Origin of the sequence: Aeromonas sp. 2692-1, assembly GCF_013085505.1 — a bacterium.
GTDB lineage: Bacteria > Pseudomonadota > Gammaproteobacteria > Enterobacterales > Aeromonadaceae > Aeromonas > Aeromonas hydrophila.
The window spans coordinates 1,974,426-1,991,815 of record NZ_CP038513.1; the positions used below are offsets into that span (position 1 = coordinate 1,974,426).

Annotated in this window: 15 protein-coding genes; 4 read left to right on the plus strand and 11 right to left on the minus strand. The window is 61.1% G+C overall.

Features of this window, described 5'->3' with window-relative positions; all coding sequences use genetic code 11:
• Positions 1-41: 41 nt before the first annotated feature.
• From E5E97_RS09605 to E5E97_RS09655, 11 genes are all read right to left on the minus strand, one after another.
• Positions 42-1,103, minus strand: a complete 1,062-nt coding sequence (locus E5E97_RS09605; protein ID WP_011704959.1) for a chemotaxis response regulator protein-glutamate methylesterase — start codon at positions 1,101-1,103, stop codon at positions 42-44.
• A 10-nt stretch (positions 1,104-1,113) separates the two neighbouring features.
• Positions 1,114-1,584, minus strand: coding sequence for a chemoreceptor glutamine deamidase CheD (cheD, locus tag E5E97_RS09610; RefSeq protein ID WP_011704960.1), 471 nt, complete (start codon positions 1,582-1,584; stop codon positions 1,114-1,116).
• Positions 1,585-1,594: 10 nt separating this feature from the next.
• Positions 1,595-2,398: a protein-glutamate O-methyltransferase CheR gene (locus E5E97_RS09615; RefSeq protein ID WP_029301656.1), complete on the minus strand. Its 804-nt coding sequence runs from the start codon at positions 2,396-2,398 to the stop codon at positions 1,595-1,597.
• Positions 2,399-2,454: 56 nt separating this feature from the next.
• Entirely contained in the window at positions 2,455-4,623 is a 2,169-nt protein-coding gene (locus E5E97_RS09620) for a methyl-accepting chemotaxis protein (protein ID WP_171280207.1), read from the minus strand.
• A gap of 75 nt (positions 4,624-4,698) precedes the next feature.
• Positions 4,699-5,271 (minus strand): chemotaxis protein CheW, encoded by a 573-nt coding sequence (locus E5E97_RS09625; RefSeq protein ID WP_016349735.1) that lies wholly within the window; start codon positions 5,269-5,271, stop codon positions 4,699-4,701.
• Between the two features lie 12 nt (positions 5,272-5,283).
• Positions 5,284-7,206 (minus strand): methyl-accepting chemotaxis protein, encoded by a 1,923-nt coding sequence (locus E5E97_RS09630; protein WP_171280208.1) that lies wholly within the window; start codon positions 7,204-7,206, stop codon positions 5,284-5,286.
• Positions 7,207-7,221: 15 nt separating this feature from the next.
• Complete coding sequence (locus E5E97_RS09635) at positions 7,222-9,435, minus strand: chemotaxis protein CheA (RefSeq protein ID WP_171280209.1); 2,214 nt, start codon at positions 9,433-9,435, stop codon at positions 7,222-7,224.
• A 26-nt stretch (positions 9,436-9,461) separates the two neighbouring features.
• Positions 9,462-9,788: an STAS domain-containing protein gene (locus E5E97_RS09640; protein ID WP_029301651.1), complete on the minus strand. Its 327-nt coding sequence runs from the start codon at positions 9,786-9,788 to the stop codon at positions 9,462-9,464.
• Between the two features lie 14 nt (positions 9,789-9,802).
• A complete protein-coding gene (locus E5E97_RS09645) occupies positions 9,803-10,171 on the minus strand; it encodes a response regulator (RefSeq protein WP_011704967.1) in 369 nt (122 codons plus the stop codon).
• Between the two features lie 9 nt (positions 10,172-10,180).
• A complete protein-coding gene (locus tag E5E97_RS09650; protein ID WP_011704968.1) occupies positions 10,181-11,395 on the minus strand; it encodes a methyl-accepting chemotaxis protein in 1,215 nt (404 codons plus the stop codon).
• Between the two features lie 303 nt (positions 11,396-11,698).
• Positions 11,699-12,787 (minus strand): ketoacyl-ACP synthase III, encoded by a 1,089-nt coding sequence (locus E5E97_RS09655; protein WP_118881777.1) that lies wholly within the window; start codon positions 12,785-12,787, stop codon positions 11,699-11,701.
• A gap of 203 nt (positions 12,788-12,990) precedes the next feature.
• Between E5E97_RS09655 and E5E97_RS09660 the strand changes: the two genes are divergently transcribed.
• From E5E97_RS09660 to E5E97_RS09675, 4 genes are all read left to right on the plus strand, one after another.
• Entirely contained in the window at positions 12,991-13,932 is a 942-nt protein-coding gene (locus tag E5E97_RS09660; RefSeq protein ID WP_017782062.1) for a LysR family transcriptional regulator, read from the plus strand.
• A gap of 128 nt (positions 13,933-14,060) precedes the next feature.
• Entirely contained in the window at positions 14,061-14,669 is a 609-nt protein-coding gene (locus tag E5E97_RS09665) for a LysE family translocator (protein WP_171280210.1), read from the plus strand.
• Positions 14,670-14,771: 102 nt separating this feature from the next.
• Complete coding sequence (locus tag E5E97_RS09670) at positions 14,772-16,631, plus strand: U32 family peptidase (RefSeq protein ID WP_171280211.1); 1,860 nt, start codon at positions 14,772-14,774, stop codon at positions 16,629-16,631.
• Between the two features lie 87 nt (positions 16,632-16,718).
• Positions 16,719-17,381 (plus strand): class I SAM-dependent methyltransferase, encoded by a 663-nt coding sequence (locus E5E97_RS09675; protein WP_171280212.1) that lies wholly within the window; start codon positions 16,719-16,721, stop codon positions 17,379-17,381.
• The last annotated feature ends 9 nt before the right edge of the window (positions 17,382-17,390 follow it).

Sequence of the window (17,390 nt, forward strand, 5' to 3'; positions counted from 1 at the left end):
CGGTTATGCCGGGCTGTGTCGTTTCATATCTCTGCCGCCTGTTAGCGGCCCACGATGGCGTGATGGATATCCTGCAGCGGCAAGACATGGCGGGCGGCGCCAAGCTTGATGGCCTCCTTGGGCATGCCGAAGACCACGCAGGAGGCCTCATCCTGAGCGAAGGTGTTGGCGCCGGCCTCCAGCATTTCCCGCAAGCCGCGGGCACCGTCATCCCCCATCCCGGTCATGATGATGCCGGTGGCATTGCCGCCGGCAAACTTGGCCACCGAGCGAAACAGCACGTCCACCGAAGGGCGGTGGCGGTTGATGAGGGGGCCATCCATCACGTCGACGTGATAGTAGGCGCCGCTGCGTTTGAGCAGCATGTGCTTGCCGCCGGGGGCGATCAGCGCCAGCCCGGGGATCACCCTGTCATTGCTCTTGGCCTCCCGCACTTCTATCTGACACAGGCTGTTGAGCCGCTCGGCAAACGAAGCGGTGAACTTCTCCGGCATGTGCTGCACGATGACAATGCCGGGGCAGACCCGGGGCAGGGTGGTCAACACGGCTTCCAGCGCCTGGGTGCCGCCGGTGGAGGTACCGATCGCTACGATCCGCTCGGTGGTCTGGGCCATGGCATGCTGGCTGGCGGCGGGCATGATGGCGTCGGCGTTGAGCTTGGGGGCGACGCTGGGGGCGGGCACTTTGGCCAGTCGTCTGACATTGGCCTGGGCGGCTGCGCGTACCGCCATGGCCAGCTCCTGCGCCGACTCCTGCAGAAAGCTTTTCAGGCCGACGGTGGGCTTGGTGATGATATCCACGGCGCCGGCGGCCATGGCCTGTAGCGTGGTTTCTGCCCCCTTCTCGGTCAGGGAGGAGCAGATGACCACAGGAGTGGGGTGTTCGGCCATGATCTTGGTGAGGAAGGTAATGCCATCCATGCGCGGCATCTCCACGTCCAGCACGATCACGTCCGGCCACTCCTTCTTCAGCTTCTCCAGCGCAAACAGCGGGTCAGACGCGGTGGCGATGACCTTGATGTCGGGCTCCTGCTCGAGAATGGCCTGCAATACCTGCCTGACCACGGCGGAATCATCCACCAGCATGACCTTGATCTGTTTCATTCCCGTCCCCTTAGCGATGTGGCAAGCGGTGATGACGCACCCAGACATTGCCGTTGGCCAGCTCAAAAATCAGGCTTCTGTGTCCCGCATGGCCAAGATGGTGGGCCTTGATGGTGAGGCCCAGGTGCTGGGTCAGTTGCCAGGCAGCCTTGATGTTCCTGATGGCCACATTCATGGTGTTGAGCGTTTGTTGTTCGATAAACATGTTGCCGCCGCCAAACAGCTTGACCTCGTATTCGTGGATGGGGGCGGGGTATTTGCTTATTTCATTGATAAATAATTGGATTGCCTCATCGGCATAGCGACCGTCCAGACTCATGGTGCTGTGACCGCGGCTGGGCAGCATGTAGTGACACATGCCGCCTCGCTTCTGTTCCGGGTGCCACATGGTAATGGCCACACAGGAACCAAGATGGGTGCGGATGATGGTGTCATCCTGCCCAAAATAGAATTCTCCGGGTTGCAGCGAGACCTCTCTCATATTGAAACCCTTATGGTTTCAGATAGATGGAAGGCGATACCAGTTGCAGGCCATGGGGCAGACCGTTCAGGCTCTCGGCATGGCTGACGATGAGATAGCCCCCTTTGCGCAGGCGCGGTACCAACCGTTGCAGTACCTGGGCCTTGGTCTCCCGGTTGAAATAGATCATCACGTTGCGGATCAGGATGACGTCGAACAGCCCGATGTCGGGCAGTTCCTGATTCAGATTGATGTGATGAAACTGCACCTTCTCGCGCAGCTTGCGATCGATGATGAAGGTGCCTTCCTGAAAACCGACCCCTTTCAGGCAGTACTTCATCAAAAATGGCAGCGGGATGTTGTGGGCCCGCTCGATGGGATATTGCCCGGCTCTGGCCTGCTCCAGCACCCGGGTCGAGATATCCGAGGCGATGACCTCCCAACTGCCATGGTTCAGATTGTCGGCCAGGGTCATGGCCAGGCTGTAGGGCTCTTCACCGGAAGAGCTGGCTGCGCTCCAGATCCGTACCGCCCGTTCTTTTGGCAGTTGTGCCAATACCTTGTTGCCGAGAAATTCAAAGTGCTTGGGTTCGCGAAAAAAATAGGTCTCGTTGGTGGTGAGCAGATCGAGTGCGACCTGCAGTTCTGCCCCCCGGTTATTCATGATCAGGCTGAAATAGTCGCCGTAGCTCTCCAACTCGTAGTGGCAGAGCCGTTTTGACAGGCGACTGGCGACCAGGGCCTTCTTGGCCGGTGACAAGTCGATACCCGCCGTCTGGTGGATCCAGCGTTGAAACTGCGCAAACTCATCATCATGCAACTGGGTCTGATACACGCGCAAACTCCCTGCGGTGAGCGGGATGCGGGTGAGCTTGGCACACCCGCATCAGGCTAGAAGCGGATAAAGTCGGCGTCATTGTGAGGGCGTGGCGTGGTGCCTACACCTTCCTGGCCGTTGCCCTCGTGCATGAAACGCCCCCGTGGGCTACCACGGGCCGGTGCCTTCTGGTTGGTGCCGTGCTTGTGCTGTTCCAGCGTGAAGAACTCCATCGCCAATTGCAGCTGTTCGGCCTGGCTGCTCATCTCCTCGGCGGTGGCGGCCAGCTCCTCACTGCAGGAGGCATTTTGTTGAGTGACCTGGCTCAGCTGATTCATGGCGATGTTGATCTGGCTGACGCCGGTGGACTGTTCGGCGGAGGCGGCGCTGATCTCCTGCACCAGATCCGAGGTCTTGTTGATGGAGGGCACCATCTGATCGAGCAGACGGCCCGCCTTCTCCGCCATGTCGACACTGCTAGAGGCCAGCTCGCCAATCTCCTGGGCCGCTACCTGGCTGCGCTCCGCCAGTTTGCGCACTTCGGCGGCCACCACGGCGAAGCCCTTGCCGTGATCCCCGGCCCGGGCGGCCTCAATGGCGGCATTGAGGGCCAGCAGATTGGTCTGGTAGGCGATGTCGTCGATGATGCCGATCCGCTTGGCGATCTGCTTCATGGCATCGACCGTGAGCTTGACGGCCTCACCGCCTTCCACGGCCTCCTTGGCGGCTTTGCTGGCCATGCCATCGGTGACCTGGGCATTGTCGGTGTTCTGGTTGATGCTGGCGCTCATCTGCTCGATGGAGGCGCTGGTCTCTTCCATGCTGGAAGCCTGTTCGCTGCTGGACTGGCTGATGGACTGGGCGGTGGCGCTGACCTGTTCGGCCGCGCTGGAGAGATTGTCGGATGCGCCCCGTACTTCGGTGACGATATTGGTCAGCGAGACGATGGTCTGGTTGAGGGAGTCCTTGGTGGTGCCAAACACACCGGGGTAGTCGGCCTCGACCTGTTGTGTCAAGTCGCCTCTGGCCAGGGATTGCACCACCCGGATCACGTCGTTGAGGCTGGTATCGATCACCTCAGCGATGCGATTGATGCCCTCTCCCAGGGTCTGGAAGAAGCCATTCTTGCCGGTGAGATCCATGCGGCGGTGCAGTTCACCGTTGATCACCGCCTGCACGATCTCCGACATCTCTCGCTCGATGGCGACTTCCTTGGTGCGATCCGACCACTCGACCACGGAGCCGAGCCGTTCGCCATCGTCGCCAAACACCGGGTTGGCGATGAGCGAGAAGGTGCGCCCGCCGAGCAGGATCTGGGTACGATAGGTGTTGTTCAGCTTGGCCAGCATGCTGCGCTGATGGCCCGGATTCTTGTGGAAGCTGTCGATGTTGGCCCCCATCAGGGTGGCTGAATTGAAGTTGTAGAGTTCTTTGCGAATATCCGCTTCAGCCAGGCTCAGCATCTCTTTGACGGATTCATTCATGTAGATGATGTTGAGATCGGTGTCGGCGATCATCACGTTGGTGCTGGCGCCATCGAGCGCCTTCTTGACGCGCAGGCTCTCTGCAGCGGCGATCTTGGCCGCTGCGCTGGCTGCCTTCATCTCGTTTTCGATGGCGATCTCCTTGGTCCGGTCTGCCCACTCGACAACGGAGCCAAGCCGTTCGCCGCCATCGTTGAAGACCGGATTGGCGATCAGCGAGAAGATGCGCCCCCCGACGGTTATCTGGGCGCGATAGGTGCTGTTCAGTTTGGCCAGCATGCTGCGCTGATGGGAGGGGTCTTTGTGGAAGGTATCAATGTTCTTGCCCATCAGCTGTCTGACATCAAAATTGGGCAGATCCTTGCGAATGTCCGATTCGGCCTGGCCCAGCATGGCGAGCACGGCTTCATTCATATAGACGATGTCGAGATTGGTATCGGCGATCATCACATTGGTCGAGGCCCCATCCAGCGCCTTGCGCACTCGCAGGTTTTCGTCATACAGGGTCTGATTGGCACTGATGGTGGCGAGGGTGTTGCTAAGGCGCTCCCCCAGCAGCGCCAGCACGGTATTGAACTCCTGACAGAGTTCCCGCAGCGGACCGCTGAGCGAACCCAGTTCAAGCTGGGCTGACTGGTCGCCTTGTCTGATCCCCTGCTGGAGCGATCGGGTTGCACCAATGAGCTGGAGCAGTTGTTCCTGCAGCAAGGTATGAGCGCTGCCGTTGCCGAACAGATTGCCAAAAAATGATTGAGTCATGAGCCTTATCCTTGTGCGACATGTCATTGCTGTGTGGTGTTGTGAGCGACACTCTTGTTGCTTGTTACGCCTGAATCACGGTGTCTGTGGCTTCTGTTCCAGCAACCGTTCCTGCTGCTGGGTCAGTTCGCTGAGCTGTGCCATTTCGTCGATGGAGAGCACCTTCTCGGTATTGATGAGGATGACGAACTTGCCATTTACCTTGCCCATGCCGCTGATAAAGTCCGCCCGGATGCGAGCCCCGAAGCTCGGTGGCGGCTCTATCTCATTGCAGGGAATGGTCAGCACTTCGGAGACGGAGTCGACCACCACGCCGATGTCCTGATTGCCGTGTTCCGGATCGTCCGGATGCACTCCCTCGATAATGACGATGCAGCTGCGGCGGGTGATGCTGGAAGGGGCATTGCCAAAGCGGGCATTGAGATCCACCACCGAGACCACGGCTCCCCTGAGGTTGATCACGCCGCGGATAAAGCTCGGCATCATGGGGATGGGGGTGATGTTGCCGTATTCGATGATCTCCTTGACCCCGAGAATGTTGATAGCAAACATCTCGCCGTTGATGAGAAAGGTCAGGTACTGGGCATCGCCCTGGTTATCAGGGGCCAGCGTGCCGGGCTGGACGGCCACTTCGGTAGACATGCTCATGGGGCTCTCCGGTTAAAAACGGACAAAATCGGCCTCGTCAACCTGAGGTTGCGCTGCCGTATTGCCGTGCAGTGGGTGCTGGGTCGGCATGACAAATTTGCCTCTGGGGGGCAATCCTTTATGTCCGCTCTCGTGGATCCTGGCCGGTTTGCTCAGGTTCTCCAGCGAGAAAAAATCCATGGTTTGCTGCAGCTCGTTGGCCTGAGAGCTCATCTCTTCGGCCGTGGCTGCCAGCTCCTCGCTGCTGGCGGCGTTTTGCTGGGTTACCTGGTTGAGCTGGCTCATGGCGAGGCTTATCTGGTTGGCGGCGCTGGCCTGCTCACCGGAGGCGGCATTGATCTCCTGCACCAGATCGGAAGTCTTGCGAATGGAGGGCACTATCTTGTCGAGCAGGCTGCCGGCCTTCTCGGCAGTATCGACGCTGCTCGATGAGAGCTCGCCTATCTCCTGCGCCGCTATCTGGCTGCGTTCGGCCAGCTTGCGGACCTCGGCGGCCACCACCGCGAACCCCTTGCCGTGTTCACCGGCCCTTGCTGCCTCGATGGCGGCGTTGAGTGCCAGCAGATTGGTCTGGTAGGCAATGTCGTCGATGATGCTGACCTTGCGGGCGATCTGCTGCATCGCGGCCACCGTCTGCTGAACCGAGCGGCCACCTTCGGTGGCTTCGAGCACGGCACTGCTGGCCATGTTGTCGGTGACCTTGGCGTTGTCGGTATTCTGGTTGATGCTGGCGCTCATCTGTTCGATGGAGGCGCTGGTCTCTTCCACGCTGGCGGCCTGTTCGCTGGTGGCCTGGCTCAGGGACTGGGCCGTGGTGCTGACCTGGTTGGAGGCGTTGGTCAGGTTGTCGGCGGCGTTGCGCACTTCTTCGATGATGGCGGTCAGCGCCTCTATGGTGCTGTTGAGGCCATCCTTGGTCTGGCCAAAAATACCCGGATAGGGTTGTTCTATCTTCTGGGTCAGATCACCCTGCGACAGGGCGGTGGCGATGCGCATCACATCGTTGAGGCTGGTATCGGTGACGTTGGATAGACGGTTGAGCAGTTCGGACAGCCGTTTGATGTAGCCCTGGCGTCCATTCAGTTCGATCTTGTAACTGAAGTTTCCCTGCTCGACGGCGGCAGTCACCAGGGTCTCGATGTCGTTGATGAGAGCGGTCAGCTTGTTGACCATGTTCTGCATGGCCAGCAGCAGTTGTCCGGCTTCGTCGTGGGCTCCGATGTCGATGGTGACGTCGAGGTTGCCTTCGGCCAGGTGGTTGGCTACCTGCAGTGCCTGGTTGATGGGGGAGATGATGCTGCGGATGAGGACGATGCCAAACCAGGCGGCAGCCACCATGCCTGCGGCAACGACCGCCAGCATGGTGAGCAGCATGACGTCGTACCAGGCCTGCGCCTGCTCGTACTCGGACTTGGCGACGTCGAGCTGCAGGCTGACCAGCTCGGTTATCTTGCCGCCGATGGGATCGATGGAGCTGTAAAGCTTGCCGTCAAATTCGTTGAGCATGCCGGTGACGACACCGCGCTGGGTCGAGAGAAACGCTTCCAGCCGGGTGATATCCCGATCCGCTGCGCTGAACAGGCTGTTGGCCTCGGCTGACAGCTTCTGCTCGGCTTCGGTCAGCTTGGTGGCCTGGTAATGCTGCCACTCCAGCTTGATCTGCTGCTGGGCATGCTGGATCTGCTGCCGCGCCTCTTCGGCGCTGATGAGGCCCGCATTGGCCTTGTTGACGTTGTCGATGATGGCGACGGCATAATTGTCTGAGATGGTCTTGAGCTGTTTGAGCGGCACCACCCGATCGTTGTAGACCCGCTGCAGACCCTTGTTGCTGCTCTGCATGTTGTAGAGCCCCAATGCACCCACTCCCAGCAGCAGTGCGCAGAGCAGGCAGAGTAGAATGGTGAGTCGCAGCTTGATGGTGGAGTTTTTGAACATGACAGGCTCCTGGCGTTAATTGACTCTAGGTTGGGTTTGCAGACGTGGAATGGCGTACTGGCTCAGCTGGCCCAGCTCCTGCTCGATGGCGTGCTGAATGAGAGAGGGGATATCCAGAATGAGGGCAACTTCACCGCCTCCCAGAATGGTGGAGCCGCTGATCCCCTGCAGGCGCTGGAACAGCTTGCCAAGCGGCTTGATGACGGTCTGGAATTCACCCAGCAGTTCGTCGACCACCAGGCCGGATTTCTTGCCGCCGTGGCTGACGACCACGATGTTTTCCCGGCGCCCTCTAGTGCCCTCGACATCGAAATAGTGCTGCAGCCGGACAAAAGGCAGCACTTCACCGCGCAGATTGATGTAGTTGCGCCCCTGGGTATCGGCCAGCGCGCTCTGGGTCAGCTCCACACATTCGATCACCATGTCGAGGGGGATGACGTAGTGGGTCGTGCTGACGCGCACCAGAAAACCATCGATGATGGCCAGAGTGAGCGGCAGCCGGATCTGGACCCGGGTGCCGAGGCCGGGTTTGCTGTCGAGTTCGACACTGCCGCGCAGGGCCTGGATGTTGCGTTTGACCACATCCATGCCCACCCCGCGGCCGGAGAGATTGGTGATGGCCTCCGCCGTGGAGAAGCCGGGTTCGAAGATGAGCTGGTAGATTTCCTGATCTGTCAGGGTGGCATTGGTGGTCACCAGGCCGCGTTCTTGCGCCTTTTGCAGGATCTTGGCCTTGTGGAGGCCGGCGCCATCGTCCTGGATTTCGATGACGATGCTGCCGGAGTCGTGATAGGCGTTGAGAGTCAGGGTGCCCCTTGCCGGCTTGCCGGCGGCCACTCTTCTTTCAGCCGATTCGATGCCGTGATCCATGGCGTTGCGTACCAGGTGCATCAAGGGATCGCCGATCTTCTCCACCACCGATTTGTCCAGTTCGGTATCGCCGCCGGTGATGACCAGGGCGATGTCTTTGTCCAGTTCATGGCTGACATCCCGCACTACCCGCTGGAAGCGGTTGAAGGTATCGCCGATGGGCACCATGCGCAGGCGCAGGGCACCATCCCGGATCTCTTCGACCAGCATGGCAATGGTGGAGTTGGCCTCCTGCAACTGGCTGTCCCGGGAACGCTGAGCCAGCAGGTTGGCCCCCGAGCTGGCGACCACCAGTTCGCCCACCAGATTGATCAGGTCATCCAGCTTGTCGGCATGGACCCGGACATAGCGCCCCTCCTTGTTTTTGCTCTCCTTGTTCTGGCTCTGCTTCTTGAGCGCGGCATCCACCACCACCTCGCTGACGGCACCCTGGGCAATCAGGATCTCTCCCAGCTTGCCGGTGTCGGTCTGCGGTTGTTCATGCTGGGCTTGCAGCCCGAGTACCAGCTCGCTGGCCGTCAGGGCGCCGGTCTTGACCAGCAACTGCCCCAGCATCTCGTTGTCTTCCGGCAGGGCATTGATGAGGTCGATGTACTCGGCCAGCTTGCTGTGGGGTGGAATGATGGTGATACGGCAGTCATCGCGCACAAATTCGAACACATCGCTCAGGGCATTCTTGTCGGCCTGGGTGTCCAGATCGAGTTCGTAGCCCAAGTAGCAGCTCTCCGGATCGAAATGTTCCCAGTCGGGCAGAGCATGGTGAATGGTCTCGATGGCGCAGAGGGTACCCATGGTGCCGAGGTAGCGCAGAAAAGAGGTGGGATCCATGCCGTTGCGCAGCACATCCGGGCCAAAGCGCAGGGAGATGTGCCACAGAGACGTGGCGCTGACATGACCCTCCTCCTTGCTGACCGGGCTGGTCTCGGCTGGTGGGTTGTGTTCCGGCAGGCCGGCTTGGCTGGTGGTTTGATGGAGTGCCAGGTTGCTTCTCAGTTGCTCATCCTGAGCCTGTTCATCCGCACCGAGCGCTTCCCCTTGTTCGGCCACCAGGCTGACCAGGCGTTCGATGTGATCCCGGCTCTCCAGCAGATCCTTGATGAGTGCTTCACTGATCGCCAGTTGCTGGTTGCGCACCTGATCGAGCAGATCCTCGACAATGTGGGTGAAGCTGACGATGGGTTGCAGGCCAAACAGGCCGGCGGAGCCCTTGATGGTGTGGGCCGCCCGGAAGATGGCGCCGATGAGCTCGCTATTGTCCGGCTCGTTTTCCAGCGTCAGTAGTGCGGACTCCATCTCCTCGAGCAGCTCACGCGCCTCGGCGATGTAGGTTTGCAGGGCCTGATCAAGATTGATGCTCACGAATGACTCCTTGTCCGCGAAACCGGCTAGGCGTGATCGGGGTGAGGGATGAGGGTGGGATCGCCGAAGAAGGTTGCCAGCTGGCACAGCTCAAGGGCATCGAGTACCGCATGGCTGTGCATGACCAGATGCAGTGGATAGCCACCCAGCAGCGCCGTCTTCTTGGCGGCCAGCAGCAGTTGCAGGCCGGCACTGTCCATTTCGCTGACCTGGGAGAGATCCAGCTCCAGCTCTTGCTGGCGATAAAGCAGGGGGGTTAGCGCCTGTTTGAGTTCGGCTGCGGTATAGATGGTCATCTCACCCGCAATGGCCACAACTGTCTTCTCTTCGCCCGTTTCGATATGCAGCGGCATGAATGCCTCCCGACTCAGGGCATGATGAGCTTGGCGACGGCAGCCAGCATCTGGTCCGGCTGAAACGGCTTGACCACCCAGGCCTTGGCTCCCGCAGCCTGCCCTTCCTGCTTCTTGCTGTCCTGGGACTCGGTGGTCAGCATGATCACCGGGGTGAACTTGTAGCTGGCCAGCTTCTTGGCCTCCTTGACGAAGCTGATGCCGTCCATGTTCGGCATGTTGACGTCACTGATGATGAGGTTGATCTTCTTGCCGTCGAGTTTCTTGAGGGCGTCCTTGCCATCACAAGCCTCCATCACCTCATAACCGGCTCCCTTGAGCGTCATGCCGACGACCTGGCGTATGGTTGCCGAGTCATCCACGATCAGGACTGTTTTGGCCATATCTCTCTCCTAGAAAAAAGTGACATCAGCGTTGCTGGATGGGGTTGCCGTCGGGGTTTTGCGACCGTGATGGATATTGCGCTGCTCATCGGTGGCATATGAGAGCTCCATGTCTGCCAGCCAGCTCTCAGCATCGATCTGGATGGGGCCGGACTGGTGCGTTCTGGTGCGCGACGAGATCAGGTGATCGTTGAGGCTGTCCATGTTCTGACGAACATGGCCAAGGATTTGACTGACCCTATCCTGGAACTGTAACGAAACGATGACATCGGAAATCTCACGGTGGATCCCGGTACTCTCGCTCTGCAGCAGGGCTGCCGATTCGGCCAGGCTGGTGGTGGCCATCCGAAAGCGCTCCAGTACCTGTTCGATGGCATGTTCGGCGTCGCTGACGGCGGCCTGATCCCGCCCTGCCGCACTCTCGGCAATCTGGAAGGCCCGGCCGATGCCGGTGTTGATGGTATCGACCTTGTCGGTCATCTTCTGGGCGGTCTCGCTGGAGAGGCGCGACAGGGTGCGCACTTCGTCCGCCACCACCGCGAAGCCACGACCCGCTTCACCAGCCCTGGCTGCCTCGATGGCGGCATTGAGGGCTAGCAGGTTGGTCTGGGAGGCTATCTTGGCCACGTCGAGCGCCATGGTGTTGAGCTCGATGGTGTAGGCGGTGAGGGTTTTTATCTCTGCCAGCATGGCGTCACGGTTGGCCTGGGTGGAGTGCATGATGGCGACGACCTGGTTGAGCTGGGCCTGGCTCTCGGCCAGCACGGCGGTCATGCCGGCCGATTTCTCGCCGCCCAGATCCCCGGCGGCGTTGTGGGAGGCGGCGACCGCTTCTTCCAGCTTGGTGGTCAGCCCGGCAAAGCGCTGGGTGAGGTCAATCATGGCCCCTTCGGTTTGCTGGCGAGAGTTTTCAATCTGTTGCGACCAGATGGGCACGGCCTTTTCGCACACCTGCTCGAGTCCGATGATGGAGTGGTTGAGCCCGGCAGCGGACCATGACGGAGTCTGTTCTTGTTCATCGGGCTTGCCGGCAGGTTTGGCGTGGTAGTGGCGGGCACCCCACAGGGCGGCAGCCACGGCCAGCACCAGGTTGGCCAGCAGATACGGCAAGGGGCTGCCCGCAAGTACCAGCAGCAGGGTGCTGAACAGGCCCAGACCAAGGCTGCAGGCCCAGCTGACAGGCTCCCAGAAAGGGGAGGAGTGTGCCCTTGTGTTGTCTGTCATACGCGAACTTGCCCCTGCATATGGATGGAAGAAGGTGAACCGCCGTCCCCTCAGGTAGGGACCCAAGCGCCAACTTGCTAGTTATCAATAGCTCAGTAAGGTTAGCGCAAAAAAATGGGCTGGTTACAAATTGGTCCTATTCGGGGGGCGCTACTGAGAAAACTGGAATATGGCGACTGTCACAGGGCCATCGTCGGGAGTCACAGCGGTGAGAGGGCCGGAACCTGGGAGGAGGAGAGAAGTGCTGGGCGAGGCAATAAAAAGAGCCTGCATTGGCAGGCTCTTGGTGCTGTATGTGTCGATTTACGCTTCGTCGGCGTGGGCCTTCTGGCACCCTTCCACGGCATGGGCGATAAGCTCGAGCGCGCTCTTGTCGCACGGCGGCAGTTCAGCCTCGCACGTCTTGATGGGAGTCACGCGATCGCCCCACTTGATGATGGCGGCGCCCCAGGTCAGGCCGGCACCGAAGGCGGCGGTCAGCAGATAGCTGTTCGGCTGGACGCGGCCCTGTTCCAGTGCCTCGCATAGGGCGATGGGCACGGTGGCGGCGGAGGTGTTGCCGTAGTGCTCGATGTTGACCATCACCTTCTCCATCGGCGCGTTCATGCGCTTGGCGAGGGTCTCGATGATGCGGATGTTGGCCTGGTGCGGCACGATAAGATCGATCTGCTCCGGAGCGATGCCGGCCTGTGCCAGTACCGTGTTGGTGGCTTCGCCCATGCCGCGTACGGCCCGTTTGAAGATCTCCTGGCCTTCAAAGTTGAAGGTAAAGAGGCCGTCGATGTCGGCAAAGCGCACCCGGTCGGTGCCGAAGTTCGGCACGTGCAGGATCTCGCGCGCCTCGCTGTCACAACCCAGCTTGTTGGCGATCAGGCCGCTCTCCTGCTCGCTCGCCTCGATCACCACGGCGCCGGCGCCGTCGCCAAACAGCACTGCGGTATCGCGACGGGCCCAGTCCAGCAGATAGGTGAGGCGCTCGGCGCCGATCACCAGCACCTTCTTCATCATCCCGGTCTGTACCAGCGAGGTGGCGACCGAGAGGGAGTAGACGAAACCGGTGCAGGCAGCGTTGAGGTCGAACACGGCGGCATTGACGGCGCCCAGCTTCTTCTGCACCGCGGAGGCGGCGCTCGGCAGCAGATTGTCCGGTGTGGCGGTGGCCAGGATGATACCGTCAAGGTCGCTGGCTTCCAGCCCGGCGCAGGCCAGCGCACGACGTCCGGCCAGGGTGGCCAGATCGGAGGTGCTGACGTGGGAGATGCGGCGAGCCTTGATGCCGGTGCGCGGGTAGATCCACTCATCCGACGTATCCATGATGGTGCTGAGGTCGTCGTTGGTCAGCACGGAGGGAGGCAGGCATTTGCCCCAGCCTGTGATATTGGCGTATTTCATCTTGTTACCGCTTCTCAAGTGGATCGCCCGCGGGCGGAAAATCGCGCAATTATGCCGCACGGGGCAACCACTGTCATCTTGTGGTCATGGTTATCTGGCAGCAGGGTCACGCCAGGTTGCGGGGGCCGCCGGGAAATTTCGCTTAAACCACAGGGCTTGGCTGCCCTAAGATAGGGCTTTCGCCACTGGATGGAACTCCCCCCTTGCACAAAGCCAATCTCAACCTGCTGCCCACCCTCAAGGTGCTGCTGGAGACCCGCAACATCAGCCGGGCGGCGGAGCTGCTGCACCTGAGCCAACCCTCCATCAGCAAGCAGCTCGGCCAGCTGCGCAGCGAGTTTGGCGACGAGTTGCTGGTGCGGGAGGGGCAGCGCTGGCTGCTGACACCGAGGGCCGAGGCGCTGGCTGCCCAGCTGGCGGACTCCCTCGGTGCGCTGGAGCGGCTCTACGAGGCCCCCGGTTTTGACCCGAGCCGCTGCGAGCGGGTGTTCCGGCTCGCCTCCTCCGATTACGTGGCCCAGCACATCCTGCCGGATATCTGCGCGGCGCTGGCCAGGGAGGCGCCGCTGGCGGCGCTGGAATACAGTCTGTGGGACAAGCGTCTGCTGCCGCAGCTGTGGCAATCCGAGCTGGACATGGTCTCCACCATCACCGAACTGGTGCCGGATCAGATCCGCGGCCTGCATCAGGGGGAAGATCGGCTGGTGGTGTTGATGGGTAGCCACCATCCGTTGGCAGGGCGCTCGCTCAGCCTCGATGACTACCTCGCCTGGCCTCACCTGCAGGTGAGCGGCGGGGGTGACAAGGACAGCCCGGTGGAACAGGTGCTGGCACCGCAGGGGTTGTCCCGGCGCTGGTTTGCCCGGGTACCCTTCTTTCAGGCGGCGGTGGAGGTGTTGCTGCGCACCGACTGCCTGCTGACCACCCCGGCTCACATCGCCTGGCAGCTCTCCTGCGAGCACGCCCTGCATTTTTGCGATCTGCCGTTTGTTAGCCGTACCCAGCAGTATCATCTGCTGTGGCACCAGCGCCATCACCAGGATCCGGCCCACAAGTGGTTTCGCGAACTGGCCTACCCCTTCCTGCGCGAGCACCTGCAACGCACGGTGGCGGCGAGCCGCAAGGTGTTGAACCCGCCCCGCTAGCAACAGACGCTTGTGTTGGCCTATAGCCGTTGGCTATGGGTTCTATTCCCAACTTTCACTTCTGGCATAACCAGGGGCCCTTTACCCTGAGCGCAGACATTCATATTCCGCTTGAGACAAGGAACACCATGGAACTGACGAGTTGGCTGGCACTGGCCGCAATCTGCGTGATGGGCGCCATCAGCCCGGGGCCGAGCCTGGCGCTGATCATCCGCAACACGGTGCAGGGGGGGCAGGGACACGGAGTGGCCACCGCGCTTGGCCACGGCTTCGGGGTTGGCATCTATGCGCTGATCACTGCTTTGGGTCTGGCCATCCTGATCACCCAGACCCTGCTGCTGTTTGATGTTATCCGCCACGGCGGCGCCGCATTTCTCGCCTGGCTCGGGGTCAAGGCGCTGCTGGCCAAGCCTGCCAAGGGGGAGGCGAGCGAAGAGGTGCACCAGCTGCGCGGTCGGCAAGGCGCCTTCGAAGGCTTTATGGTGGCCTTTCTCAACCCCCAGCTCGCGGTCTTCTTCATCGCCCTGTTCAGCCAGTTTGTGCATGCCGACACCGGCTGGCGCGAGGGGGGCATCATGATGCTGACCGCCGGCGGGATCGATGCTGTCTGGTACGTGCTGGTGGCGCTGGTGCTCTCTCGTGGCCCCGTGCTTGCCTGGCTCAAGGCCAAGTCCTTCGTCATCGACAAGGTGAGCGGTCTGGTGCTGCTGGGGCTGGCTTTGAAGGTGGTGTTCTGATCCAATCCTGTATTTTGCGGTGATCTTAAGCGGGATCAAGGCGGGGAGGGTGGCAATGCCCTAGAGTGGCGCTCATTTGCTGTCCGCCCTGATCCCGAGACCATGCACCAGAACAAGCACCCGTTAAGCCACAACAACCGATTGGAGCTGCTGGCTCCGGCCAAGAATCTCGCCTACGGCATCGAAGCCATCAACCACGGTGCCGATGCCGTCTACATGGGCGGCCCCGCCTTTGGCGCCCGCAGCGCGGCGGGCAACTCCCTCGAGGATATCGAAGCGCTGGCGCGCCATGCCCATCGCTTCGGTGCCCGGGTCTTCGTCGCCTTCAACACCCTGCTGCATGATCACGAACTGGAGCAGGCCCGGCGGCTGACTCACCAGATCTACGAAGCCGGAGCCGATGCGCTGATCGTGCAGGACATGGGGCTGCTGGCGCTCGACTTGCCCCCCATTGCGCTGCATGCCAGTACCCAAACCGACAACCGTACCCCGGAGAAGGTGAAATTTCTGCAGGATGTGGGCTTCTCCCAGGTGGTGCTGGCGCGTGAGCTGTCCCTTGCGCAGATCCGCGAGATAAGCGCCACGACCAACGTGCAACTGGAGTTCTTTATCCACGGCGCGCTCTGCGTCTCCTACAGCGGTCAGTGCAACATCAGCCATGCCCGGACCGGCCGCAGCGCCAACCGTGGCGAATGTGCCCAGCTCTGTCGCCTGCCCTGCTCGCTGCAAAAGCCGGACGGTGAAGTGCTGGTGGCCGACAGCCATTTGCTGTCCCTCAAGGATATGGACCAAACCGACAACCTGGAGGCGCTGATCGAGGCGGGGATCCGCTCCTTCAAGATTGAAGGGCGCCTCAAGGGGCTCGATTACGTCAAGAACGTCACCGCCTGGTATCGGCAGAAGCTCGATGCCATTCTGGATAGCCGCAGCGATCTGGTGGCCTCCTCGGCCGGCCGTTGCAGCTACAGCTTCGCGCCTGATCCCAAAAAGAGCTTCAACCGCGGCAGCACTGACTACTTCCTTCATGGCCGCCAGCCCGGAATCGACTCCACCAAGAGCCCGAAATACGTGGGCGAGCCGCTGGGCCGGGTCACCAGAGTCACCAAGGATGGCATCGAGATCGACGGCAAACAGGTCACCCTTAACAACGGCGACGGTTTAGGCTTCTTCAAGCCGAACAACGAGCTGGTGGGGATGCGCCTGAACAAGGTGGAAGGTAAGCAGTTACTCCTGTCAGAGCGCATGCCGGGCTTGAAGGTAGGCACCGAAATCTACCGCAACCACGATCAGGCATTCAGCAAGATGCTGGAGAAGGCCAGCGCTGATCGCCGCATCCGGGTCGATATGGTGCTGGCAGAGTGCGATGAGGGCGTGTGCCTTACGCTTACCGACGAGCAGGGCATCAGCGCCGCGGTGACCCTGCCTTGTGACAAACAGCCTGCCGACAACCCGGAGCGGGCGCTGCAACAGGCGCGCGACCAACTCGGCAAACTCGGCAATACCCTATTTGTGGCGCGCAAGATTGAGTTGGCGTTTACTCACCCGCTATTCATCGCGGCATCCATGCTCAACGGCTTGCGCCGGGAGGGTATCGCCGCGCTGGAGGCGGCACGTATGGCCGGCTACCAGCGCCCCGAGCGGCGCATCGCCCTGCGGGATATCCACTATCCCCAGCATCGTCTCTCCTACCTTGGCAACGTGCTGAACAGCGCGGCCGAACAGTTCTTCCGCGAGCACGGGGTGGAGCGCATCGCCCCCGCTTATGAGGCGAACAAGGAGGAGCGGGAAGTGGTGCTGATGATCACCAAACACTGCATCCGCTACAGCCAGAACCTCTGCCCGAACGAGGTGCCCGGCCTCAAGGCCGAGCCGCTGGAGCTCAAGATGGGCAAGGACACCTTCCGCCTGCGGTTTGACTGCCACCGCTGCGAAATGCATGTGATGGGGAGTTTGAAGCGTTGATGAAACTCACCTCTCCCGACATCTGATGCTTTACCTTCTCCCGGCGGCAGGCTCTATCAAGGAGTTTTCACGGGAGGAGAGGCGAGGATGACGCGATTCAATGGAGAGGGGGCGCTGGATTATGACCAGCGCATTACCCGGCTGGTGCCCGGTTATGAGCTGCTGCACCAGCTCAGTGCGTCCCAATTGATGGCACGGCTTGGGCCGGAGGCGCGCGTTCTGCTGGTGGGGGTCGGCACGGGCAGCGAACTGCTGTTGCTGGGCGGTTTGTGTCCCCACTGGCAGTTCATTGCCCAGGACATATCGGCCGACATGCTGGCGCAGGCCAGAAGGCAAGCCGAGCAGGCGGGGATGACTGCGCGGATCACATGGTGGGAGGGGCCGTTGCCGGCCGACAGCATGGCGTGTGACGGTGCACTCTGTCTGCTGGTGCTGCACTTTCTGCCGCAGGAACAAAAGGCGGCACTGCTCGCCGACATCGCCCGCCAGCTCAGGCGCGGTGGCCCTCTGTTGCTGGCCGACCTGATGGCTGCGCAAGACGATGACGAGCGCACCGTGATGGGGCTGCACGCACACCGGGCCGGTCTGCCTCGGAGCGCCAGCGAACAGATGGTGTTGCGCCTGGCCCAGGACTTCTTTCCCCTCGATGAGAAACAGACCCGATACCTGTTGCAGGCGGCGGGCTTTGGCGTTGGTCGGCGCTATTTTCAGGCGCTCGGGTTTCAGGGCTGGCTGGCCGAGCGCCTGTGAGTGGGCGCC

Excerpts from the sequence above, each read along its gene's own strand:
- E5E97_RS09640 (WP_029301651.1), bottom strand. The coding sequence starts at position 9,788 with ATGCCGCTGCATATCGAAACGGGCGAAGAGAAGACAGTTGTGGCCATT.
- E5E97_RS09645 (WP_011704967.1), bottom strand. The coding sequence starts at position 10,171 with ATGGCCAAAACAGTCCTGATCGTGGATGACTCGGCAACCATACGCCAG.
- E5E97_RS09620 (WP_171280207.1), bottom strand. The coding sequence starts at position 4,623 with ATGACTCAATCATTTTTTGGCAATCTGTTCGGCAACGGCAGCGCTCAT.
- E5E97_RS09625 (WP_016349735.1), bottom strand. The coding sequence starts at position 5,271 with ATGAGCATGTCTACCGAAGTGGCCGTCCAGCCCGGCACGCTGGCCCCT.
- E5E97_RS09675 (WP_171280212.1), top strand. The coding sequence starts at position 16,719 with ATGACGCGATTCAATGGAGAGGGGGCGCTGGATTATGACCAGCGCATT.
- E5E97_RS09605 (WP_011704959.1), bottom strand. The coding sequence starts at position 1,103 with ATGAAACAGATCAAGGTCATGCTGGTGGATGATTCCGCCGTGGTCAGG.
- E5E97_RS09670 (WP_171280211.1), top strand. The coding sequence starts at position 14,772 with ATGCACCAGAACAAGCACCCGTTAAGCCACAACAACCGATTGGAGCTG.
- E5E97_RS09655 (WP_118881777.1), bottom strand. The coding sequence starts at position 12,787 with ATGAAATACGCCAATATCACAGGCTGGGGCAAATGCCTGCCTCCCTCC.
- E5E97_RS09630 (WP_171280208.1), bottom strand. The coding sequence starts at position 7,206 with ATGTTCAAAAACTCCACCATCAAGCTGCGACTCACCATTCTACTCTGC.
- E5E97_RS09665 (WP_171280210.1), top strand. The coding sequence starts at position 14,061 with ATGGAACTGACGAGTTGGCTGGCACTGGCCGCAATCTGCGTGATGGGC.
- cheD (WP_011704960.1), bottom strand. The coding sequence starts at position 1,584 with ATGAGAGAGGTCTCGCTGCAACCCGGAGAATTCTATTTTGGGCAGGAT.
- E5E97_RS09650 (WP_011704968.1), bottom strand. The coding sequence starts at position 11,395 with ATGACAGACAACACAAGGGCACACTCCTCCCCTTTCTGGGAGCCTGTC.